The following is a 23,328-nucleotide window of genomic DNA, read 5'->3' on the forward strand; positions in this document are numbered from 1 at the left end:
GAAAATGGGTTGGTAGGGGATACGGGAAAATCAGACGGAAGTTTCGCGCGGCAGTCCATCCAGATGGTTCAGGGCACTTTCACGATCAAGGATTCGTCCCTCGAGTTGCTCGGTCTGGATGAACTCCAGCACTTCGCGGAATTGAGGGCCGGGCTTCATCCCGCGGGCGATGAGGTCCTGGCCGGTCACCAGGCGGGGGGGTATCAGCGGCTGCGCGGAAAACTCCGTCTCCTTTTCCAGAAGGAAGTCGTAGTTATCCGTGAATCCGTTGGAAGATCCGCAATCGACACGGTGCAGCTCCATTTCCATCGGGAAAGTCGGCTCGGCCATGAACTTCTTCAGCTTGGCCACCCTCATTTTCTGGACGTGCATGAACTGCATGTGTCTCGCCACCATCGGCACGACAGCATCGATCACCGCGTTCGGGTATTTCAAGCGGGTGAGAATATCCGCGGCCATTTCAGCACCCAGTGCGTCATGGCCGTTGAAGCGGATGCGGCCGGTATCCTCATCAACCGTCCGGGTAGGCGGTTTGGCGATATCGTGCAGCAGGACGGCCAGACACAGCTCCAGCGGTGCGTCCGCTCCCAGCATGTCCAGCATGATGAGGGTGTGGACGTAGACGTCCCCCTCCGGATGCCATTCCGGCGGCTGGTCGCACCCGATGAGTGCGTACACTTCCGGGACGATATGCTCCATCAACCGGCTCTCCACCAGCAGCTCGATGCCTTGCCGGCGGTGCGGGCAGGTGATGATCCGGGAAAACTCGTCCCGGATGCGCTCCGGGGAGATCTTTGCCAGCAGCCCGGCGTGCGCGCGGATGGCTTCGTGCGTCTTTTCCTCGATGGGAAATTCCAGTGAGGTGGAGAAGCGGACCGCCCGCAGCAAGCGCAGCGCGTCCTCGGAAAAGCGCGCGGAGGGATCGCCGATGGCCCGCAGACAACGGGCCTGAAGATCCGCCATCCCACCCACATGGTCGATGATTTCGCCGGTTTCGGGATCCTCGAACAAACCGTTGATGGTGAAGTCCCTCCGTTCCGCGTCCTTCTCAGGAGTGGAGAATTCCACGGTTTCCGGGCGACGGCCATCCTTGTAGCAGCCATCCGTCCGGAACGTGGCGATTTCCACATGGTGTCCGCCATGTTTCGCGATCACGACGCCAAAATGGGCCCCCACTTCATTGGAACCGGGGAAAAGACGCAGGACCTCCCCCGGAGTCGCCGAGGTGGCGATGTCGTAGTCCTTCGGTTCCCTGCCAAGCAGACGGTCGCGCACGCACCCACCGGCGAAAAGGGCGGTGTGACCAGCTTCGCGGAGGCGGCTGGCCAGGTGGAGGGCGGATTCCCGTGCGGACATCAGCCCACTTTCCTGCCCCCGGACTGGATGATCAAGAGTGAAGCGCGGATTGCCCAACGGCATGCGGCGTTCCAGGAACTCCAGCGGATGAAAACCCATGCTCCGGCGGAACGTAACCACGCCATGAAATGGATCACGTTCGGCTTTCTGACAACTGCCTGGGTATCAGCCGGCGAGTGGCAGAGGCCACCGGGATGGACTGCCACCAAAGGAGGAGACGGGGGACAGGTAATCGAAGTGACCACGCTCAACCCCACTGGAAAGGGTTCGCTTTCAGAGGCTCTTGGGGCGAAGGGAGCGCGGACCATCGTGTTCAAGGTCGGCGGTGTGATCGATCTGGCTGGAAGAAAACTGAAGATCTCCAACCCGAAGGTGACCATCGCGGGTGAAACCGCTCCATCACCCGGCATCACCCTGATCAAGGGCGGGCTTTCGATCTCCGCGGATGACGTGATCGTCCGCCACCTCCGTGTGCGTCCCGGTGAGAATGGTAAGCCGAAGAAGAGTGGTTGGGAGGCGGATGCCATCACCACCAATGCCACGGCGGATGTCATCGTGGACCATTGCTCGATCACCTGGGCCACCGATGAGAATCTCTCCGCCTCCGGTCCGCGTCATGAGGGGGCGGGTCCGGATGAGTGGCGGGAAAACACCTCGCACCGCATCACTTTCAGCCACTGCATCATCGGTGAGGGACTGAAGGACTCCACCCACAAGAAAGGCGTCCACTCCATGGGGTCGTTGATCCACGACAACGTGAGCGACGTCCTCGTGTATGGGAACCTCTACATCAGCAACAACGACCGCAACCCGTTGTTCAAAGGTGGTGCGCGGGGTGCGGTGGTGAACAACCTGATCCACAACCCGGGCCTGTATGCCTTCACCTACTCCCTTTCCGAAAAGGAATGGGAGGGCCAGGCGTGGGAGAGGGGGGCGGTTTCGGTGACCGGGAATGTGCTGCGCCAGGGGCAGGATACCCGCCGCAGCTCCTTCGCCCGGCTGCGCGGTCCCGGTGATCATTGGTTTTCCGACAATCTCGTCTTTGATAAACAAGGCGTGTCCCAACCGCCGAAGCTGGAGATCACCGGCTTGGGAGGAAAGCCTTCCACAGCGGAGGAACAGAAGATCACGCTGCTCGGCAAGGCACCAAAGTGGCCGGAAGGACTCATGGCAAAGCCAGCTTCCGAAGCCGCCGAATGGGTGCTGGAGAACGCCGGGGCGAGGCCATGGGATCGTGACGCCACGGACAAGCGCCTGGTCGCCGAAGCGCGCGCTGGGACTGGAAAGATCATCAACAGCGAGAGCGAGGTCGGCGGGTATTGAGATCCCCCAAAGAAAAAAGCGCTCCGGTTTCCCGGAGCGCTTGGAATCTTTCGTTTGAGGGCGGATCCGGGACAGATCAACCGCCCAGCACGTCATCCATCGCGTCGATGAGTTCCTGCATCGTCGCTTCGGTTTCGTTGCCCATGTTGGAGATGCGGAAGGTGAGACCCTTGACCTTGCCGTAGCCGCCGTTGATGAGGAAGTTGTGCTTCGTCTTCAGGTTCTTGATGAACCCGGACTGGTCGAAGCCTTCCGGCGTCTTGAAGCAGGTGAGGGCGGTGGAGCGGTAGCCCTCCGGCGCGAAGTGCTCGAAGCCGTGCTTCGCACCCCACGCGTGGATCATCGCGTTCGTTTTGGCATGGCGTGCCTTGCGGGCGGCGAAGCTTTCTTTGGCGATTTCACCGAGGATATATTGCAGGCCGTAGAGGACGGAGATGGCCGGGGTGGACGGCGTGTTGTTCACCGCGGCGTTCTTCGCGAACTCGACGAAGTCGAAGTAGTAGCCCCGGTTCGGGGTGCCCTTGGCGCGTTCCATGGCCGCTTCGGAAACGGCGAATACGGCGAGTCCCGGAGGCAGCGCCAGAGCCTTCTGGACGCCCGCGAGCATCACATCCACGCCATTCGCATCCATATCCACATCCACGGTGGAGAGGGAGGAAACGGTGTCCACGATGAGCATGGTGTCCGGAAAGGACTTCACCACCTTGGCGATGGCAGGCAGATCGTTGAGGACGCCGGTGGAGGTCTCCGAGTGGATGAAGGTGACGGTGTCGAAGCCACCTTCCGCCAGCTTGGCGCGGACGGCTTCCGGGTCGAAGGTTTCACCCCAGCCGACCTGGACGGAATCCGCTTCATAGCCGCACTTTTTCGCGACATCCAGCCACTTGTCGGAGAACGCGCCGCAGCAGAGGCAGAGCACCTTCTTGCGGGCCAGATTGCGCAGGGCGCCTTCCATCACACCCCAGGCGGACGAGGTGGAAAGAAAGACAGGGCGCTTCGTTCCGAAGATCTCCTGGAGACCGGGCTGGAGGGAGGCGTAAAGCGCCTCGAAATCGGAGCCGCGGTGGCCGATCATGGTGTGGGACATCGCCTCGAAGGTTTCCTTCGAGACGTCGATGGGGCCTGGACTGAAGAGTTTGGGCGTTGGCATGGTATGGAAAGTTTTGGAGTTTTCAGTTTTCAGGAAGAAGACTGATCAGAGGAGATTGTAGGACTTGAGGAGCGCGGTGAGCTGCTCCGTGCCGGAGGAGTTGAGTCCGACGAGGGGCAGGCGGAACTCGTCCGAGCAGTGGCCCTGCAGGGCGACGGCGGACTTGATCGGCACCGGGTTGACGTCGATGGACATCAGGCCGCGCATCAGCGGGTAATACTTCTTCTGCAGCGCGAGCGCTTCGGAGAAGTTCCCCGCAAGGCAGGCGTTCACGAGGCTGACGATCACCTCGGGGACGAGGTTCGCGGCGACGGAAACGAGGCCGTTCGCACCGGCGGCGAAGAAGGGCAGGGTGAGCGGATCATCCCCGCTGAGGATGCCGAAGCCCTCCGGCAGCGCCTGGACGAGCTGGTTCACGCGGTCAACGGATCCACCCGCCTCCTTTATGGCGACGACGGTCGGGCAGTCCGCGGCGAGGCGGGCCGCCGTCTCCGGGGCGATCTCGATGCTGGAGCGGCCGGGCACGCTGTAGAGCATGATCGGCAGCTCGGTGGACTCGGCGATGGCGCGGAAATGTTGGTAGAGGCCTTCCTGGGACGGCTTGTTGTAATACGGGCAAACCTGCAGCGTGCCCGTGGCGCCCAGCTTCTCGGCGGCTTCCGTAAGCTCGATCGCTTCGGCGGTGGCGTTCGCACCGGTTCCGGCGACGACTTCGCAGCGGCCGGCGGCGAATTCCACGGCGAGGCGGATCACCTCGATGTGTTCCTCCGTATCGAGGGTGGGGGATTCACCCGTGGTGCCGACCGGGACGATGCCGGTGACTTTCGCGGCGATCTGTCTTTCAATGAGGGCTTGGAAAGCGGGGACGTCGATCCCGCCGTCGCGGAACGGGGTGATCAGGGCGGTGTAGGTGCCGGAAAAGCTCATGGCTGGCGGGAGGATGAACGGCATTTTGCGAAGGGCAAACCCGGAACGGAGGAAAATGAGAAATTCTGTGTTCCTGTACAGGTTTGCGGCTCCCGCAGACCTGTGTTAGGGTGTCAGATGACTGCAACCCCGAAAGAAGTATGCCTTTTCATCGGTGGCAGCGCGGATGGGCAGCGCCTGGAGGTGGACTCCAGCCAGTTGGAAATCCGGCTCCCTTCGCTGTCCGGACAGCCGGCCCTCCAAGATCCAGTGGCCCGTGCCTTGGACGACGATCCGATTCCGGATGAAGCCGTAGTCTATGAGACCTACCAGAAGCTGGATGTCGAGAGCGACGCGGGTGACACCGTCGTTTATGCGCTCAACGGGCTGGGGGAGGATGCCATCAGCGTGCAGCTTACCAAGCACTTCGGCTCGGCGGAGTCCGCTCCGTTGATGTGAGGTTGCCTCAAGGACTGTTCGCTGGCGGAAAGAGGAAATCCCTTCCTCCATTCAGCCGTTCATGTGCAAACTGGAGGTAGTCGGCATCCAGTTCGATACCGGTGAAGGCTTCGATTCCCTGCCGATGGGCGGCAAGAGCGCTCGTGCCGATGCCCAGGAATGGATCCAGCATCCGGGTGGCGGCTCCCTTGCCATGGAGACGGATGCATTGCTCCACCAGCCCCATTGGAAAAGTGGCGGGGTGGGGGCGGTCCTTCGCCCGGGATTTGATGGTATCGTAGGGAATGAACCAGGTGTTGCCACGGCACCGCTGGTCTTCGCCGCCGGTGTGTCCCCAGCGGGCGATGTTTGATTTGTCCTGGTAGGGGACGCCCGCCCCCCTTCGGTCGAGAGGGATATCGCCGCCTTTTGTCAGGTGGAAGACATACTCGTGGCAGTCATTCACAAAGCGCTTCGAGTTGATCGGCTTGAAATGCCCGGCGCTGATTGATTCTCCGGCCCGGGTGGCCACCGTGATGGATTTGATCCAGTGGAACGTGTTCTGGAGGACGAACAGCGGTTCGGTTCCCTCGGTCAGGGAAAGGATCAACTGGTGGGGCAGCAGGGGATTTGCCGGAGCCGCGCCGATATTGAGAAAAAACGAGGCGTCGTCCGCCATCACGCGACGCAGCTCGGCCGCCCACTCCCTGCACCAGGCAAGGAACTCATCCCTGGGTGCGGTGTCCTTGAACGTGTTGTAGCCGATCCCGAGGTTGTAGGGGGGCGAGGTGACGACGAGATCCACGCTGCCCGCAGCCAGGCGTGGCATGACTTCCAGACAATCCCCCCCGATCAGATTCATCGGGAGCAATCAGTAGGGGAGTTCCTCCTCCGTGTCCAAGCTTCCCGGAAGGGTGGGGGTTTTCGAGAAAGGGATGCGCAACCGGAGTTCCTCGGGATCCACGCCGGAACGGCGGAGCATTTCGATGTAATCCGCGATCAGCAGAGGGGGCATGGGACCGTGTGCGAGATGATGCAACGGCCTGCCTTCATGCCTTTCCGTCAGGATGCTCGCGAATGCCAGGCGGCGGTAGAAAGGAAGTGCGGTGTCAAAGGCGGTGAGCATGAGATATTTCTCCCGATCATCCACCCCCAGCAGCGCTGCGGCGGCCAGCACCATGGTGGTCCCCACTCCTGTTCGCTGCGCACCGGGATCCACCAGCAGATAGCTGATGTAGCCGGTGGTTTCATCCGCCATGTGGATGCCGAAGGTGCCCACCCGGCCGCCGGAATCCTCCACGATCAGGATGCGGTGGTCCCTCGACTCCAGATATTCCTCATAGAGCCCACGACCGCTTTCCGGCACTCCGCAACGCTCGTTCCTTGCATACAGCTTCAGGCACCATTCGATGTCGTCCATCTCCAGTTGCCTGAATTTCAGCGCACGCACCTTTCCCCCGACTTTTTTCAGATCCCACGGATACCAGGTATCGAAGATCAGCCTCAGGCGGCGGATGCCGCGCTGGAGCGCCGGGAAAGTGTGGGGGATATCAGGCATCGTGCATCATGCGGTGATGGGTCAATGGGCCGGTCGGTCCGTTCGTGGCAACCGGCTCCTCCGTCCCGCCGACATGAGGACCGCCACACCCGCCAGCATCGCGGACGCCGGCTCCGGCACAACCGAAAGCGTCAGGTTGTCGAGGCTGTAGAGGTCGGTGGATGACCTCAGGATTTGCAGGCCACGGAAGGTCTCCGGAAAGGTGAACGTTTGGAAGTCCGGGGCACTGCTTCCTCCCGTGATGATCCCATCCAGGGTGAATGATGCCGCAACGACCGAGCCATCCCCCAGGATGCCCTCGAAGGTGATGATCCGCGGCACGGGATAGACCATCGAATATTCCGCCAGATCCACGGAGATGGCGTCGAAGATCAGGCCGGTCAGAGAATGGACCTCCAGGCTGTCGTCGTAGAGCAACGAAAGGTGGGCGGTTCCATTCTCGGCCAGGGTTCCCGTTTGCGGACCGGCAAGTGCGAGGCGATAGGGCGGGGATGAATCGATATCGCCCAGCGGTTTGGTCCGGAACCCACTTTCATCATAGTAGGGAATGCTGACCTGGGTGGCCGGGTAGGCGGCGATGGGGGAAAGGTAGTCCGCTCCGTGGTCATACGTCAGGACGACGTTCGCGGCATCCAGCCGGACGCCGGAGATGCAGGTACCCAGGATCACAGCGACTCCCAACCATCGTGGAATCCGGTCAGGCATGATGGAGCAGGATCGAATTCGCCGCGAAGTGGTTGGAAAGGATGTCGGAAACGATGACCATGGGGGTTCCCGGACGCACCAGACCCAGTTCCTTCAGGTGTTCGGTGACCGCCATGATGGTCTCCTCGATATTCACGGCGAAGGAAATCTGGAAAGCGGTGATGCCCCGTGTCAGCGAAAGCTGGCGGCACACGACAGGCTTCGGAGTGAAGGCGTAGAAGTGGGCGGTCTTCGGGCGCAGCAGCGCCACATGGTTGGCCAGCACGCCACGGCGGGTCAGGACCACCAGACGCCCGTCCGGAAGGGAGTCGGCCAGGGTGACCGCAGCGCGTGCGACTTTCTGCCGTTCGTCCCGCAGCAGGACGTTCTGGCCGTAGCCCAGACCGCCGGAGCGCTCGATCCGGGAGGAAATGCGGACCATCGCCTCCACGCACCGCTCCGGATAGCGGCCCACGGACGTCTCTCCGGAAAGCATCAGCGAATCCGCCTCTTCATACGCGGCGTTGGATACGTCGGTCACCTCCGCACGGGTCGGTGTCGGATTGGAAATCATGGACTCCAACATCTGGGTGGCGACGATCACGCGGGTGCCCAGTTCATGGCAGCGTTTCACGATCCGGCGCTGCAGGATCGGGAGTTCCTCGAAATCGACCTCCACACCCAAATCGCCGCGGGCCACCATGATGACATCCGCCGCATGGATGATGGCGTCGATGTTCTTGACGGCCTCCTGGTCCTCGATTTTCGCAACGATCTGCGCTTCGCCTTCCAACGCTTCCATCGCTTCCCGCAGTTCGCGCACGTGGGAGGAGTCCCGGACGAAGGAACCGGCGATGTAGTCCGCCTTGCAGGAGACGGCCAGCGCCAGGTCCTTGTGATCCTTCTCCGTGAGCGCCGGCAGGTTGAGCCGGACACCCGGAAGGTTGATGTGGCGGCGGGATCCCATGACCCCGGGGGTCTTCACGTAGCAGTGGACGCGGTCTTTCTCCACCTTGTCGATGCGCATCAGCAGCACGCCGTTGTCCACCACGAGGGTGTTGCCTTCCTTCACATCCGCCATCAGGCCGGGGTAGTTGACCGTCGTGGAGATGGGCAGTTGCGGAGCGGTGTTCTCCTCGCGGAATTCCACGATGTCGCCTTCCTTCAGATCATACGGCTGGTCCAGGGTGCCGGTCCGGATCGAAGGTCCGGTGAGGTCGAAGAGCACCGGAATGTGGATGCCCCGCTGGTCGGACTGGCGGCGGATCCGCTTGGACATTTCACTGGCCCATTCGTGCTTGGCGTGGCTCATGTTCAGTCGGAACACGTTCACGCCAAGATCGATCAGTTTCCCGATCATTTCTTCAGATTCAGTGGCCGGTCCTAGGGTAACGGTGAGCTTGGTCTTGCGGGGCATGGGATGGAATTGAGATGGATGGCGGCCGAGGCATGCAAAGCACGCGTCATGCCGCAGGGGAGGAAATACTCCCCGGATGACCCTGACAAGGCCCCATCGGTGAAAGATCCGCCGCAGCAGGCACTTGCACCAACCTAGCCGGAAAAAAAAGACGGCCACGCCCCATCCGGGTATGGCCGTCGGTTTGAAACAGGGTGGGTCAGGCTTGGTCGATGGTCTTCTCTGTCGCCGCGTCGATGACGGCGAAGCGCTCGCGGTGGAGCGACGGGTCCGAACGGAAGATGAGGCGGCCGGAGTGGGAGCGTTCCAGCTCCACCAGCAGCTTCGCATCGTCCGACTTGAAGCGGTTGAGCACGTCGCTGTTCACGATGACGATGAGGTCGCCCACATGGTCGCGGTGTTTCTGGATCACGGAGTTCAGGCGGCGCTGGATTTCCACGGACATGGTCATCGGCGTTTTCACCCGGCCGCGGCCCTGGCAATACGGGCACGGTTCGTACATCGAGTCCCGCAGGGACTCGTTCAGGCGCTGGCGCGTCATCTCCATCAGGCCGATGGGGGAGATCTGCAGGACCTGCGTCTTCGCCTTGTCCTTCTTCAGGCGGTCCTTCATCGCTTTGTAGACCGTCTGCTGGTCCTTGCGGTGGCGCATGTCGATGAAGTCAACGACCACCAGACCGCCGATGTTCCGCAGGCGGAGCTGGCGGGCGACCTCCTGGGCCGCCTCGACGTTGGTTTCGAGGATCATCTTGTCCACGTCCTTCGAGCCGCGGTTGCGGCCCGTGTTCACGTCGACGGAGATGAGTGCCTCGGTTTCATCGATCACGATGTAGCCGCCACACGGGAGCCACACCTGGCGGGAAAACGCTTCGTCGATCTGCTTCTGGATGCTGACTTTTTCGAAAATCGGCTGGTGGCCGGTCGCCAGGTGGTGGACCCGGCGCTTCGCGCGGCGGGAGATCTTGCCGGCGATGTCGCGGATGAGTTCGGTGGTCTCCGCATCATCGCAGAGCACCTGGTCGATCTCGTCCGTCAGGAAATCACGGGCGGTGCGCTCGATGAGGCCGGGTTCCTGGAAGATGCAGGCCGGGGCGGGGCGGGTGGCGCGCTTCTCCTCGATCTCGTCCCACTGCTCCAGCAGCATGGCGAGGTCGCGGACGAAGTGGCGGGCACGCGTGCCGCTGGCCACCGTCCGCATGATGATACCCATTCCTTCCGGCACGGACAGCTTCTGGACGATGCGGCGGAGGCGCTGGCGCTCCTTCGGGTCCTCGATCTTCCGGGAAATGCCGAACTGCTCCGTGAAGGGCATCAGCACCAGATAGCGGCCGGCCAGCGAGATGTTCGTGGTGACGCGCGGTCCCTTCGTGCCGATGGGGCCTTTGGAAACCTGGATCACGATCTCCGAACCGATCGGATAGATGTCCGGGATGTCCTTCGAAGTGATCTTCTTCTGCTGCTTCTTCTGCCTGCCTTCGCGCTGGATCTCCTCCAGCCCGGAGTCGAGGGCAGCGGGGATGGCGTCCCAGAAGTGGAGGAAGGCGTTCTTGTCCAGGCCGATGTCAACGAACATGGCCTTCAGGCCGGGTTCGATGTTCTTGACCTTTCCCTTGAAGATGCCGCCGACGATGTTCTGGTCGCCTTCGCGCTCGACGGTGTATTCCTCAAGGACACCGTCCTCGAGCAGGGCGACGCGTCGCTCCAGTTTCTCGACGTTGACGATGATGCTGTTTCCCCGCGAGGGATCGGGTTTGCCGATTCCGAGGAGTCGTTTGATACGTTGGATCATGGTTTTGATAAGAATCTGTTAGATAGGATGGGTTTGAGAAAGCATATAATTTCACCTGCGGCGGCCGCGGACTGGTTTCGCGCGGGGGATGAGGCCTTCGGCTTCAGCTTCTTCCGTGATGGTCGGCTTCGGCGCGGTGGGTTTGGCGCTTGATGAAACGGATTCCGGAGCGGTGGTGTCGGCCTCGTCGCCGCTTTCGCCATCGTCTGCTGGGGTTGCCTGGATGGTGGAGAGGAAATTTTCGGGGAGTATCATATCCTCGGCTTCATAGCGCTTGTCGTTGCCCGCGAACTCCGTTTGCGGGAAGAGGCGGAGCCTGATGCCCTCATTCTCCTGTCCGAAAATGCCTTGGTAGATCATATTGGCGAGCGGACCTGCCACGGCGCCACCGGACCCCCCATTCTGCACCAGCACACACACGGCATACTTCGGCTTGTCGAACGGTGCGAAACTGACGACCCAAGCGTTGTGGGATTTCTTGCCCCGGTCGATCGTCTGGGCCGTGCCGGTTTTCGCGGCAACCTCGATGTTGGGGATCTTGACCTTTCCGGCGGTGCCGCCGGCTTCATTGACAGCCATCCACATGCCTTTCCGGATCAGATCCAGGTCGGATGGTTTCACACCCGCTTCGGTGATATCCACTTTGAGCTTCGGCGTGTCGTTGACGACGATTTCACCGTCATCAGCCACCACCCTTTTCACGATGCGCGGACTGTAATATTTCCCTCCGTTGGCGATGCAGGAAACCATCGCACATAGCTGGAGGGGAGTGGCCATCGCGTAGCCCTGGCCGATGGAAAGGAAAGCGTTCTCGACCGGCGTTACGGTGGCGTTCGGATTGCGGGCTTTCCATTCCTTGTTGCCAGGGATGAGGCCGGGTTCCTCGTTCGGCAGTTCGATGCCGGTTTTCTGGCCGAAACCGACCAAGGTGAAGCCTTCGGCCATCCCCCTCGGTGTGACCGCATTCGCCATCTTGTTGAAATACGGGTTGCAGGATTGCTGGATCGCCTTGCTCAAGCCGAGTGTGCCGTGGTTGCCCTTTCTCTGGTTGTAAAGCCAGCACCCCACGGAGTGGTTGCCGAATTTGATATAACCGGGACTGCAACTGAAGGAATTCGTGGCCAGCCCCTTCATCGCTCCGGAGATGGCCGTCGGCAGCTTGAAGGTGGAGCCGGGGGCGAAGCCGGAAAGGCAACGATTGGTGAACGGCTTGAACGGGTTCGCATTGTACGCGGCGAACTGTTTCGCGGTGATGCTGGGGACGAAGGAATTCAGGTCATAGTCCGGCACGGACGCCATTGCCAGCACCTCGCCGGTGTTCACGTCCATCACGACCGCGGCGCCCCGGCCGATGTTCTCACGCAGGACATTTTCCGCCAGCAACTGGATCCGTGCGTCCAGCGTGAGCTGCACGTTGGAACCGGCCCGCGGGTTGCTTTCGGGGAAGGAACTGATGATGGCGCCTTTTTCATCCATCACGACCTGGGTCTTCGCGCTGATGCCGCGGAGGTGCTTGTCCATGGTCCCCTCGATGCCCATCTCGCCGCGTTCGTCTCCGACGTAGTGGTTGAATTCCCGTTTCTCCGCGTCGGTGATGTCCTTCTTCTCCCACTGCTTCACGAAGCCGATGACGTGGGAGGCGAGCGCTCCATACGGATACTCCCGCTGCGGTTTCGTGCGGATGGTCACGCCGGGCAGTTCGAGGTTGTGCTCGGCGAATTTGGCGAACTCCTCATAGGTGAGGTCCGCCCGGTAGGTGAACGGCACCAGCCCGCCATGAGTGCGGTAGTGCACCCGCAGCGCGCTTTCGTTGTAGCTCTTGTCCAGCCCCAGTTCCTTCAGCCGGCCGACGGTCCAATCGTTGACCACCTTGGCGATGTCCTTCTCGGTCTTCTTCCGCTGGAGGCCGCTCTCGTTGGTGATGCGGTCGATGCTCGGGGCATCATCGTGCTGGCGGCGGTAGGCGCGGTAGATTTCATCCAGGTTGAAGGAGACCTCGTAGTTGCGGAGATTGCGCGCCAGCTCGACGCCGTTGCGGTCGGTGATGTTGCCGCGGATGCCGGGTTCCCGCACGGTGACGATGCGGCTGCCGGGGACCTGCGCCTGGAAGTGTTCCTTGCGCTCGATCTGGAAACTGTGCAGGCGGGTCAGCAGCGACCCGAACCCGAACAGGATGAGGGCGGTGAGCAGATAGATTCTGACGCGGTAATGGGGTTCCATGGGGAAATCAGAAGGTGCGGCGGCGGTTCTTTTTGTCCGCATCCGGGTTGATGGAATATTGGCATAGCGAAGCGATCGAGAAGAGGAGCCAGAAGACCAGCGGGGAGAACAGCATGGTCGCCAGCGAGGTGTAGGCCATCTGCATCAGCGTGGCCTTTGTCAGGATGAATCCACCCCGGATGAAACTGATGGTGGCATACTCCGCCGCCAGATAGAGGAATACGGCGATGCCGGAGAGGGCCACCGAGAGATACCATTTCCCCTGGCGGAACAGCGGCTGGATGCCCTGCATCAGATAGCCCATGCCGGCGAACAGCAGGATCGACGAGCCGAAGCGGATGGACTCCACCGGCTGCGTGTACACCTCCGGGTCCCCGCCGTGCGGACCGGTCACGCTGTTCGCATCCCAGAGGAATCCCGAAATGAGCGCCAGCAGCAGCATGGCGGGGGACTCCACCGTGACGGCGGCGCACAGGAAGACCAGTTGCACCAGCAGCACGCGGGAGTTGTGGAAGCCGGTGAACGCTGGCAGGAACTGCTGCACCACAAACGCGGCGAGCACCAGCAGGACGGTGATGATGGTGTAGCGGATCACGGCTCAGGGATCTCCCGAGAGCACGACAAAGACCGTGCTGAGATCCGCGAAGTCAACCGAGGGACGGACGATAGCTTCGGAATCCAGCGCGCCTTTCTCGACGTGCTCAATGGTTCCTAAAAGGATGTTGGCCTGGAAAATGCCTCCCCGGCCGGTGGTGAATACTCTCTGCCCGGGTTTCACGAGCGCTTCCTTGGACAAGAATCTCAGGCGCAGGCGGGGCTCGCCTTCGCTCATGCCTCCGCGGGGGCCGCTGAGGATGCCGATCTCCGGTGAACCTTCGACCTTCGCGGAAACCTGGCACTTCTCATCCGTCAGCAGCAGGACCGACGAACGGCCTTTGTCCACCCGGTCGATCTTGCCGACGAGGCCTTCATTGGAGAGGACCGCGAGTTGGATGCCGATGTCGCGTTCCGTCCCGGCGTCGATCTCCACGGTCTGGCCCCAGGTGTTCGGCTGGTTGCGGATGACCCGTGCGGCCACCACGTCGAACTTGGTCGCCTGCTTGAACTGGAGCGCGTGGCGGAACTGGGCGTTTTCATTTTCCAGCTCCCGGAAGCGGGACTCGATGACGCGCAGCCGGCCAAGCTTGCCATTCACGGCATCAAGCTCGGTTTGCAGCTCCTTCGAGTGCCGCACCTCTTCCATGAAATTCCGCGCGTTGACCTCCGTCTTGGACCCCACGCTCAGGAAAGGGGACATGGCGGAGAAATAGACCGACTGGATTTCCCGGACGGCCCGCTCGCTGCGGGTAAGCGCCCACATGGCCCCTCCGAGGAAGAGCAGGAGTGCGATGAGGTTGAGTGGTTTCATGGCCGGAACGGGGCCGTGATCTCAGATCAACGGTCCGAGTTGGTGACCCGCTTCAGGAGCGCAAGCTCCTGCAGCGCCTTGCCGGTTCCCTCCGCCACCGCGCTGAGCGGATCCTCCGCAATGTGGACTGGCAGGCCGGTTTCCTCACGCAGCAGGCGGTCGAGTCCCTTGAGAAGGGCACCACCGCCAGCGAGGACGATTCCCCGGTCAACGAGGTCCGCCGCCAGTTCCGGCGGGCAGCGCTCCAGCGTGGTGCGGACGGCGTCCACGATGGTGTTGAGAGGGTCGGACATCGCTTCCCGGATCTCCTGGGAAGTGATGGTGATGGTCTTCGGCAGGCCAGCCACCAGGTCGCGGCCTTTCACTTCCATCGTGAGTTCTTTCGGAAGAGGGGCTGCGGAGCCCAGGCGGATCTTGATGTCCTCGGCGGTGCGCTCGCCGATCATCAGGTTGTAGGCCCGCTTCATGTATTGGATGATCGCCTCATCCAGCTCATCACCCGCAGTGCGGACGGAGCGGGCGTAGACGATGCCCGAAAGGGAAATAAGCGCCACTTCCGTGGTTCCGCCGCCGATATCGACGATCATGTTGCCGGAAGCCTCCTGGACCGGCAAGCCCACACCGATCGCGGCGGCCATCGGCTCCTCGATCAGATACACCTCGCGCGCGCCCGCCTGCTCGGCGGACTCACGGACGGCGCGGCGTTCCACTTCCGTGATGCCGGATGGGATGGCGATCAGGACCCGCGGGGTGGAACGCTTGTTCTTGTTCACCTTGCGGATGAAATGGCGGAGCATCGCCTCGGTCACTTCGAAGTCAGCGATAACGCCGTCCTTCAACGGACGGATCGCCACGATGTTGCCGGGCGTCCGGCCGAGCATGCGTTTGGCATCGTCACCCACCGCAAGCACCTCGTTGGTGCCGGATTTCACCGCCACGACGGACGGTTCGCGGAGCACGATGCCGTGATCCTTGACGTTGATCAGAGTGTTCGCCGTGCCGAGATCGATGCCGATGTCATTGGAAAAAATATTGCCGAAAAGCTTTTTGAACATTGGATGAAATTGAAAATGAGAGACTCGTGGAGAAAGTGTCAGCTCCGGACGCTCGGGGTGGCGTCGGCTTGCGACCACGGAAAAAATCTTCCGCAAGACAAGTCGGCGGCATTCAGTGCCGGAAGCGGAAAAGGCTCATCATTCGGCCCGCCGAGGTCAAGCGGGAATCCGGTGTTCCCCAAAGTCTTTTCGGGCGTTCCACGCCCTCACCTTCAATGCTTCGCAAGCAGTGGTCCGACCGCCGCACGGCGGATCAGGAACTCGTCTCCGACCGCTCCGTAGGCCTGCGCTCCGATGCCGGTCGGGTCGTGTTCGAAGATCGTTTTTCCGTGGCTGGGAGCTTCGCCGATCCGGATGGTTCGCGGAACGACTGCTTTATACATCTGTTCCGGGAAGAATTTCGCCACTTCCTCCACCACCTGGCGGGAAAGCAAGGTGCGTCCGTCGTACATGGTCATGATGATGCCTTCGAGCCGGATGTCCGGGTTCGCGTCGGAACTGCGGATCTGATCGATGACATGGACGATTTTGGCCAGACCCTCGAGGCCGAACCACTCGCACTGGAGAGGGATGACGATCTCATCCGCCGCCGCGAGCGCGGAAGTCATGAGCACGCCCAGGGAAGGCGGGGTGTCGAGGATGCAGTAATCGAAAAGATCGTTCGGCTTCAACGCCTGGAGGATCCGGCGCAGGCGGGTGAGGTGGTCGTCGCTCCGGGCCAGCTCGATTTCGACTCCGGCGAGGTCCATTTCCGAGGGGACGAGCCACAGGTTTTCCCGACCGGTTTCCAGAATCTGGTCGTGGACGGTCTTTTCTCCGATGAGCACGGAGTACATGCTGCTGTCCTCCGGAGGCTCGATGCCGAGACCGCTGGTGCAGTTCGCCTGGGGATCGAGGTCGATCAGGAGCACGCGCTGGCCGCGGAGGGCGAGGGCGGCGGAGAGGTTGAGGGCGGTGGTGGTTTTACCCACGCCGCCCTTCTGATTGGCAATGGCGACAACTTTCATGTTTCCCGAGGCAGGCCGGACGGTCGCGGAGTCTTCCGGTTGGGCGGTGGACTGGCAACCAAATTGCAGCGGAAGAGAGAGAAGTTGATCCGCAGGGCTTCCCACGGCACCATCCGCGGCACATGACCGGGTGGAATGAATCAACGCTGCGGGGCGCGGCATCCTGGAAGGCCTTCAAGGAGGGGAAAGGCTTGTTTGACGGCGGCGCGGTCACGGGTGTGAAAAGCGGCGGAGGTGCGTGGACCGGGACGGTCCGGGAGGGGAAGCGTGTTTTCAAAGTATCCGTGAAGGTGCTGTCGCCCACCAACCTGGAGGCGCGCTGCGCGTGTCCCGACAACCAATCGACCGGCGCGGTGTGCGCGCATGCGGTGGCCTCCGGTCTGGCGGCACTGGGTGGCGCTCCGGCCGCTGCTCCGCAGCCCGCGGCATCCCGGGCTGCCGTGGCATCCCGGGCTGCCGTGGCATCCCGGGATGCCGTGGCAACAGCGGCGGTTCCGCGTGCCTCCGCTCCGCCTGCCGCAACTCCGGTGGTGGTGGCGTTCTCAATCGGCCTGCCGGTGAACTGGCAGGAATCCCTGAAAAGGGGCAAGCTGGCTGCGGTCCTGACCATGGGCGGGGAAATCACCCCGGCGGACGAGCGGCTTTCCTTATGGCTGGCCGGGACGGGATTGAAGCCCGCCGTCAATCTCCAGCTCAATCTGGATGGCGCCCTCTGTGAATCCTTTCTCCGCGCGGCCATCGGACACCCCCGGGTCGCCGTGCGGAAAACGGACACCCGGATCACCATTCAGGAGCCGGGACCCTATCCTGTCGGGTCACCGGAGAGGGTGGGCGAGTCCGTCCACCTGACGGCGGGCGAAGATCTCGCCCAGGTGGGCGAGGGGTGGTTCCGGATTTCCGAAAGTGAAGTCGCGCCGGTGGGGCCGGCTGTCTCTCCGGCTTGGTTGAAACAACTGTTGGCGCGCCTTCGGAGGGATCGGAACGTCCGCATCCCTCTCAGGGATTTCCTCCGCGAGATCGGGCAGTGGCAGGAGTGGATCGGGTTCTCGCCAGTTCCGTGGTTGGACGACATCCATTTCGTTCCTGCCGGGCATGTGATCGAAATGAAGATCGACGGCACGCTCCAACGATTGGAGGCGACGGTCGATGTCCGCTATGGGGCCTCTCCTGCCGTTTCCTTGGGGCTTGGCGAAGTGGATGCATTGCCAAAGTTGGAAGGGGACCGATGCCATGTGCGGGACTGGTCGTCCGAGAAGCTGGCCGCCAGCCAACTCGTTGCATTTGGATTTGAATCGATCGATTCAAGCGGCTGGATCCTGAGAGGGGAGGATGCCATCATCCGCTTTCTCTCGAAAGGTCTCCCGGAGGTTGAGGTGGCGTGGAAGATTACGGAAAGCGATCGCTTCAAACTAACGAGAAAGCAGGTCGCCGTCATCGAGCCGAAGATCAAGATTCTCGGCTCCGGGGATGACTGGCTGAGATTCGATTTTTCGTTTCAATCAAATGATGGGCGATCCTTTTCAGCAGCGGATATCCGCCAACTGCTCGTTTCAAAGCGCGGAAATGGATCGCAGAAAATCGTCATTTCAGACGATGCTGCAAACATGATTGAGCCTCTGTTTGCCGAGCTGGAAATCCGCCAGGAAGCGAACGGATTCACCGCCTCCAAACGTGCCGGTGAAGTTATCCGGAAATTGTGTGAAAAATTACACAATTCGAAATCCATCAGCGGTTTTAATGAAATAAAAGATAGTGCTGCTTTCCCGGCCATCAAAGCTTCGTTGCGGGAGTATCAAACACAGGGCGCAAGCTGGCTGATTGATCGTGTTTCAAACTACGGCGGCGCGCTTCTGGCGGACGACATGGGCTTGGGGAAAACCATCCAAGCAATCGCTTGCATCGAACGATTGATCCAGCAATCCGAAGGGCCGGTGGTGATCGTCGCCACCGCCTCCTTGTTGGGCAACTGGCAAACCGAGCTGCGCAAGTTCGCTCCCCATCTCCCGGTCAGGCTGCTTCATGGAACGGGTCGGGAAGCTGAGCAGCGTGCCGTCAAATCCGGAGAGGTTTTGCTCACGACCTATGGGACATTACCGAGGGATCTCGCCTGGTATTTGAAACAAAAGTTCGCGGCCGTCGTCGTCGATGAGGCGAGCTTGATGAGAAACCCGGATACGGATCATGCGAAGGCGATCAGCCGGTTGAATTCGGATGCCCGGATCGCCCTGACGGGAACTCCGGTGGAGAACGGAGTGAGGGATCTTTGGTCCATCTTCCGTTTCATCCAGCCGGACTGGCTGGGCAAACGGGAGGATTTCAAACAGCGGTATGAACTCGCGGCGGATGATCCCAAGGTGCTTGAGCGCCTCCGTCTGAAGATCTCGCCATTCATGCTTCGCCGGACCAAGGAGGAGGTCGCACCCGAGCTGCCATCCAAGATCTTCATCGAGGAATACTGTGACCTCACCACTGACCAGCAGGGGGTGTATCGCGAACTGCTCGCCGAGGGGCGGCGGAGGGTGGAAGAGATGGAGGATACGAAGAACTCCGGCGCGGCCAGGATGCGGATGCTGACGGTCCTGCTTCGCCTCCGGCAGGCCAGCTGTGACCTCGCCCTGTTTGAAAATGAGAAATTCAAACGCTTGTCTGTCCCGCGACGCTCGGCGAAATTACAACGCTTGTTGGAACTGGTTTCTGAAGCGATTTCTGGAAATCATAGGGTTCTTGTATTCAGTCAATTTCAGAAGCAGTTACGGGAAATCGAGAACAGCCTGAATGAGGCCGGAATCTCCTCCCTGCGGCTCGATGGACAGACCAGAAACCGGCAGGAATTGGTGGATCGATTCCAGTCTCCGGACGGTCCGCCCGTGTTCCTGATCAGTCTCAAAGCCGGTGGCTATGGCCTCAACCTCACCGCGGCGGACACGGTTATCCATTTCGATCCATGGTGGAATCCCGCGGCGGAGGCCCAGGCGACCGACCGGGCGCACCGGATCGGCCAGTCCCGGCCGGTGACCATCTATCGTCTGATTGCCCGGGGGACGGTGGAGGAAAAAGTGGTGAGCCTCCAGAACAAGAAACGCCGGCTGGCGGTGGCCATCGACGAAGCGGGAGGCGGGGATGCGGCGGGGTGGAGCGAAGCGGAGTTGATGGGGCTGCTCGAGGGCTGACCGGGAAACTCGAATCTTCTTCTGGCAAGGGAGTCGGGTTGGAGCTATCAGGTGGGGATGAAGGCAAAAGTCCTGCTTCCGGTGATTGGCATCATGGCATTGGGTGGATTCCTTTTCCCGTGGCCGGCGGTTGGACAACCCGCCGCTGCTCCCAAAGGCCCGGTGGAGATCCCCACCGGGATGGACTGTGTCGTGACCGTGGAGATGCAGGCGTGGCAGAACAACCCGGCCACCCGGCCGGATCCGATTTCCGGCTTTCATCCGGACCATACCCTCCGGGGGAAGATCATCCATTGGGGCGACGACTGGGTGGTTTTGAAGGACGGCACCTATGAGAACTGGATTTCACGGGACAAAGTGCTCTCCGTCCGGGTTTCCCGGTGAAAATGCCGGGAGAACTTCGGCGGTCTTGACCAATCCGGAGCCGGATTCTACGTCTTTCCAATGACACCGCTTTACGAGGGGAAGGCCAAGCGCCTCTGGGCCACGGAGAATCCGCACACCCTGCGGATGGAGTTCAAGAACGACGCCACCGCCTTCAACGGCGAGAAGAAGGCACAGTTTGAAAACAAGGGCCGCCTCAACAACGCGATCAGCACCCTGATCTATGGATTCCTGGAAAAGGAAGGCGTGCCGACGCATTTCGTCCGCCAGATCGACGAAACGAACGTGGAGGTCAAAAAAGTCGAGATCCTCATGGTGGAGGTCATCGTCCGGAACCTCGCCGCCGGCAGCTTCTGCAAGCGCACCGGCATCGCCGAAGGAAAGGTTTTCTCACGGCCGATCATCGAGTTCTCCTACAAGAGCGATGAGCTGGGGGATCCGCTCATCAATGATGACTACATCCGTGAGATGGGACTGGCCTCTCCGGAAGATCTGGCCTTCCTGCGGACCGCCGCCCTGAAGGTGAACTCCATCCTCATCGACTTCTTCGCCAAGGCGGGGTTGAAGCTGGTGGACTTCAAACTTGAGTTCGGACGCCTGCAGGAAGATCCGTCGGTGATCGTACTGGCGGACGAGATCAGCCCGGACGGTTGCCGCCTTTGGGATCTCAAGACCGGGGAGAAGATGGACAAGGACCGCTTCCGCCGTGACCTCGGTGGAGTGATGGAGGCGTATGAGGAAGTCCTCGGCCGTCTTCAGAAGCAGGCCTGATCTGCGCGAACACCTTTCAAGGAAAGCGGGCCGGGAGGAATCATCCCCGCCCGCTTTTTGTTGCCCTGCCGGGGTATTTATCAGCGGGCGATCCCCACGCAATGTGGCGGCAACCGCCCATCATGATATAGCGATCCCATCGACGGCTTTTGTTTCGGTCGCCGCGCATCGGGCGATTTAACATTTTTTGTCTGGAACCATTTGATTCCATAGGGTTCGCGGCTACTGTTAGGTGGGCTGGTGGTAAAGCCGGTCCGCAACCCACCGACGGGCCATGTTTGGAGCCATTGTCAGATTTTTCAAAGGGGAACCGAACCCCGGGCGTCAGGATCGGCCACTGCATGACGGGGCCCCCCTGAAGCTGGGATTGGCGCTGTCTTCCGGCGGCGCGAGGGGGCTGGCGCATGTGGGGGTGCTGCAGGTACTGGAGGAAAACGGGATCGAGGTGCACGCCATCGCGGGATCCTCGATGGGAGCGTATGTGGGGTCCCTGTGGGCTGCGGGCTTTTCCGGCACAAAGCTGGGCGAGCTGGCGGCGGAAATGCAGGACCGCCGGACTCTGTGGCGGCTAGCCGATCCCATCGTGCCGCCGGTGAAGGGGCTTTTCCGCGGACTGAAGGCCAAGGCTCACTTGGAACGCTCGCTGGAGGATCTCAAATTCGAGGACCTGGAGCGCGAACTGTTCGTGGTCACGCTGGACATCGACACCAAGGAGCGCGTGGTGATCAGCAAGGGAAAGATCAGTGATGCGGTCCATGCATCCTGTGCGATGCCGGGCATCATCGCCCCGGTCTTGCTGGACGGCAGGAGGTGTGTGGACGGAGGGGTGGTCGATCCGGTGCCGGTGGGGGTTCTGAAAAAATATTCCCATGTGGACAGGATCCTCGCGGTTTCCGTCATTCCGACCTTCCAGGATGTGGAGGAAGGAGTCTGCAGGAATGAGCATGAGGAGCCGCGCTCGATCTTCCGGAGGATGATGAGTGGCATGAACCAGCACGTGAACCTCATGGCTCCGGGCAATGCCATCGACACATTCAGGCAGAGCATCCGGGCTGCGCAGATCCGCATCGCGCACGACTCCGTCAAGGGGGCCGACCTCTGTCTGCGGCCGCAGCATTTCTATGCCCCATGGCATGACTACTCGAATTTCACCCGCTTCATCGAAGCCGGGCGCAAGGTGGCGACGGACAATCTGGAGGCCATCCGTGCCATGCTGCATGAAGACCCTCAAACCCATGAAGACGAAAACCACAACATGGTGGGAGAACGCGTCGCATGATGAGATCTCACACCGTCAGGATGCGATGCTCCGCCGCTTTCTCCGGGAGCGCGTGGTGCCATTCACCGCGCACTACGGACAAATGTTCCGCGAGCTGGGACTGGACGCCGCGGATGTCGGTGGCACCGGGGATCTGGTGAAGCTGCCGTTCACCTCGAAGAAGGATCTCGGGACACCGAAGGACTTTGTCATCATCCCGGATGAAAAGGTGCTGAAGCTCCAGTGGAGCACGCTGAAGCTCGCGGTCACCCATGGCCCGGGCGGTGCCAATGAGCTCCTGGAAAGGGAACTGCGCCCCATCTTCCTCACCAGCACGACCGGTCGCTCCGCCGCGCCGGTTCCGTTCCTTTACTCCCAGCATGACATCGAACGGCTCACGGAGGGCGGCGTCCGCCTGATGACGCTCTGCCGGTCGGAGCGGCCATGGCGGCACATCAATGCGTTCCCCTTCGCCCCCCATCTCGCGTTCTGGCAGGCTCACTATGCCGGCACAGGTTTCGGGACCTTCATGGTTTCGAGCGGCGGGGGGAAGACGATGGGCACGGAGGGGAACGTGAAGCTCATCGACAAGATTGATCCGGACGCGATCATCGCAATGCCGACTTTCCTCTACCACCTCCTCCAGGAAGGGGCTGCAAATGGTTCCCGCTGGAAGAACCTGAAGCGCCTCGTCCTTGGTGGGGAGAAGGTTCCTGCCGGCATGCGGAGGAAGCTGAAGGCCCTTTGCGCGGAGATGGGTTCCCCGGGGGTGGCGATCATGTCCACCTACGGATTCACCGAGGCGAAGATCGCCTGGACGGAGTGCATGCCTCCGGAAGGGGGGGCGCCCAGTGGATTCCACACCTACCCGGACATGGCCTTCGTCGAGGTGATCGATCCGGATACCGGGGAGCGCGTCCCGGACGGACAGCCGGGTGAGATCGTGGTGACTCCGTTGGATGCGCGTGGGACCGTGGTGCTTCGCTACCGCACCGGAGACCTGATCGAGAACGGCATCACCTATGAGCCATGTCCCTACTGCGGACGCACCTGTCCGAGGTTGCTTGGCAAAATATCGCGGGTGTCGGACATCCGAGAACTGGACATCGGCAAGCTCAAGGGAACGTTGGTCGATTTCAACCGCCTGGAGAACCTGTTGGATGACATGGATGGGATGGGTGCGTGGCAGATCGAGCTGAGGAAGCGAAACGACGACCCTCTTGAAAGCGATCAGGTCATCGTCCATGCCGTGGCGATGAACGGTTCCGCCGGTTCGTTGAAGGAGGAGATCGCGAAACGGTTCCGGGATGCGACGGAATTCACGCCCAATGAAGTGCTGATCCACGGCTGGGAGGAAATGAGGAAACTCCAGGGCGTGGGGAAGGAACTGAAGGAAAAGAAAGTGGTCGATCACCGGCCCGCTGAAAATTGAAA

Annotated in this window: 20 protein-coding genes; 7 read left to right on the top strand and 13 right to left on the bottom strand. The window is 61.3% G+C overall.

Going from position 1 to position 23,328, the window contains the following annotated elements; translation table 11 throughout:
- Positions 1 to 30: 30 nt before the first annotated feature.
- A complete protein-coding gene (locus tag OVA24_RS11300; protein ID WP_267669898.1) occupies positions 31 to 1,356 on the bottom strand; it encodes a CCA tRNA nucleotidyltransferase in 1,326 nt (441 codons plus the stop codon).
- A gap of 123 nt (positions 1,357 to 1,479) precedes the next feature.
- On the opposite strand from OVA24_RS11300, the gene OVA24_RS11305 reads away from it, so the two are divergent.
- Positions 1,480 to 2,679 (top strand): pectate lyase family protein, encoded by a 1,200-nt coding sequence (locus OVA24_RS11305; protein WP_267669900.1) that lies wholly within the window; start codon positions 1,480 to 1,482, stop codon positions 2,677 to 2,679.
- A gap of 76 nt (positions 2,680 to 2,755) precedes the next feature.
- On the opposite strand, the gene OVA24_RS11310 is transcribed toward OVA24_RS11305, so the two are convergent.
- Together OVA24_RS11310 and dapA are read right to left on the bottom strand one after the other, a co-directional pair.
- Positions 2,756 to 3,829: a pyridoxal-phosphate-dependent aminotransferase family protein gene (locus OVA24_RS11310; protein WP_267669902.1), complete on the bottom strand. Its 1,074-nt coding sequence runs from the start codon at positions 3,827 to 3,829 to the stop codon at positions 2,756 to 2,758.
- A gap of 45 nt (positions 3,830 to 3,874) precedes the next feature.
- A complete protein-coding gene (gene dapA / locus OVA24_RS11315) occupies positions 3,875 to 4,756 on the bottom strand; it encodes a 4-hydroxy-tetrahydrodipicolinate synthase (protein ID WP_267669903.1) in 882 nt (293 codons plus the stop codon).
- A gap of 117 nt (positions 4,757 to 4,873) precedes the next feature.
- Here dapA and OVA24_RS11320 point away from each other — a divergent pair, with 117 nt between their 5' ends.
- Positions 4,874 to 5,194, top strand: coding sequence for a hypothetical protein (locus OVA24_RS11320; RefSeq protein WP_267669904.1), 321 nt, complete (start codon positions 4,874 to 4,876; stop codon positions 5,192 to 5,194).
- Positions 5,195 to 5,201: 7 nt separating this feature from the next.
- Here the strand turns inward: OVA24_RS11320 and OVA24_RS11325 are convergent, their stop codons facing one another.
- From OVA24_RS11325 to OVA24_RS11370, 10 genes are all read right to left on the bottom strand, one after another.
- Positions 5,202 to 6,035, bottom strand: coding sequence for a DNA-methyltransferase (locus OVA24_RS11325; RefSeq protein ID WP_267669905.1), 834 nt, complete (start codon positions 6,033 to 6,035; stop codon positions 5,202 to 5,204).
- A gap of 9 nt (positions 6,036 to 6,044) precedes the next feature.
- Positions 6,045 to 6,731 (bottom strand): GNAT family N-acetyltransferase, encoded by a 687-nt coding sequence (locus OVA24_RS11330; protein WP_267669906.1) that lies wholly within the window; start codon positions 6,729 to 6,731, stop codon positions 6,045 to 6,047.
- A gap of 21 nt (positions 6,732 to 6,752) precedes the next feature.
- Positions 6,753 to 7,436, bottom strand: a complete 684-nt coding sequence (locus OVA24_RS11335) for a hypothetical protein (RefSeq protein WP_267669907.1) — start codon at positions 7,434 to 7,436, stop codon at positions 6,753 to 6,755.
- On the bottom strand, positions 7,429 to 8,832 hold the full coding sequence (gene pyk / locus OVA24_RS11340; protein ID WP_267669908.1) for a pyruvate kinase: 1,404 nt from the start codon (positions 8,830 to 8,832) through the stop codon (positions 7,429 to 7,431). Before pyk ends, OVA24_RS11335 begins: the two co-directional genes overlap by 8 nt.
- Positions 8,833 to 9,031: 199 nt before the next feature.
- Positions 9,032 to 10,621: an Rne/Rng family ribonuclease gene (locus tag OVA24_RS11345; RefSeq protein ID WP_267669909.1), complete on the bottom strand. Its 1,590-nt coding sequence runs from the start codon at positions 10,619 to 10,621 to the stop codon at positions 9,032 to 9,034.
- 51 nt (positions 10,622 to 10,672) lie between these two features.
- On the bottom strand, positions 10,673 to 12,841 hold the full coding sequence (gene mrdA, locus OVA24_RS11350) for a penicillin-binding protein 2 (RefSeq protein ID WP_267669910.1): 2,169 nt from the start codon (positions 12,839 to 12,841) through the stop codon (positions 10,673 to 10,675).
- Between the two features lie 7 nt (positions 12,842 to 12,848).
- The gene (locus OVA24_RS11355) at positions 12,849 to 13,436 is read right to left on the bottom strand and encodes a hypothetical protein (RefSeq protein ID WP_267669911.1); all 588 of its coding nucleotides are present in this window, start codon (positions 13,434 to 13,436) and stop codon (positions 12,849 to 12,851) included.
- Between the two features lie 3 nt (positions 13,437 to 13,439).
- Complete coding sequence (gene mreC / locus OVA24_RS11360; RefSeq protein WP_267669913.1) at positions 13,440 to 14,249, bottom strand: rod shape-determining protein MreC; 810 nt, start codon at positions 14,247 to 14,249, stop codon at positions 13,440 to 13,442.
- A gap of 26 nt (positions 14,250 to 14,275) precedes the next feature.
- Positions 14,276 to 15,304, bottom strand: a complete 1,029-nt coding sequence (locus OVA24_RS11365; protein WP_267669914.1) for a rod shape-determining protein — start codon at positions 15,302 to 15,304, stop codon at positions 14,276 to 14,278.
- A 212-nt stretch (positions 15,305 to 15,516) separates the two neighbouring features.
- Complete coding sequence (locus OVA24_RS11370; protein ID WP_267669915.1) at positions 15,517 to 16,311, bottom strand: ParA family protein; 795 nt, start codon at positions 16,309 to 16,311, stop codon at positions 15,517 to 15,519.
- Between the two features lie 608 nt (positions 16,312 to 16,919).
- On the opposite strand from OVA24_RS11370, the gene OVA24_RS11375 reads away from it, so the two are divergent.
- The 5 genes from OVA24_RS11375 to OVA24_RS11395 all read left to right on the top strand — a co-directional run bounded on the left by OVA24_RS11375 (position 16,920) and on the right by OVA24_RS11395 (position 23,326).
- On the top strand, positions 16,920 to 19,481 hold the full coding sequence (locus OVA24_RS11375; RefSeq protein ID WP_267669916.1) for a DEAD/DEAH box helicase: 2,562 nt from the start codon (positions 16,920 to 16,922) through the stop codon (positions 19,479 to 19,481).
- A 57-nt stretch (positions 19,482 to 19,538) separates the two neighbouring features.
- The gene (locus OVA24_RS11380) at positions 19,539 to 19,865 is read left to right on the top strand and encodes a hypothetical protein (protein WP_267669917.1); all 327 of its coding nucleotides are present in this window, start codon (positions 19,539 to 19,541) and stop codon (positions 19,863 to 19,865) included.
- A 60-nt stretch (positions 19,866 to 19,925) separates the two neighbouring features.
- Entirely contained in the window at positions 19,926 to 20,636 is a 711-nt protein-coding gene (gene purC, locus OVA24_RS11385; RefSeq protein ID WP_267669918.1) for a phosphoribosylaminoimidazolesuccinocarboxamide synthase, read from the top strand.
- 274 nt (positions 20,637 to 20,910) lie between these two features.
- Positions 20,911 to 21,915, top strand: coding sequence for a patatin-like phospholipase family protein (locus OVA24_RS11390; protein WP_267669919.1), 1,005 nt, complete (start codon positions 20,911 to 20,913; stop codon positions 21,913 to 21,915).
- A complete protein-coding gene (locus OVA24_RS11395; protein ID WP_267669920.1) occupies positions 21,872 to 23,326 on the top strand; it encodes a phenylacetate--CoA ligase family protein in 1,455 nt (484 codons plus the stop codon). The genes OVA24_RS11390 and OVA24_RS11395 overlap by 44 nt, the downstream gene beginning before the upstream one ends.
- The last annotated feature ends 2 nt before the right edge of the window (positions 23,327 to 23,328 follow it).

It is taken from the genome of Luteolibacter sp. SL250 (assembly GCF_026625605.1).
GTDB lineage: Bacteria > Verrucomicrobiota > Verrucomicrobiia > Verrucomicrobiales > Akkermansiaceae > Luteolibacter.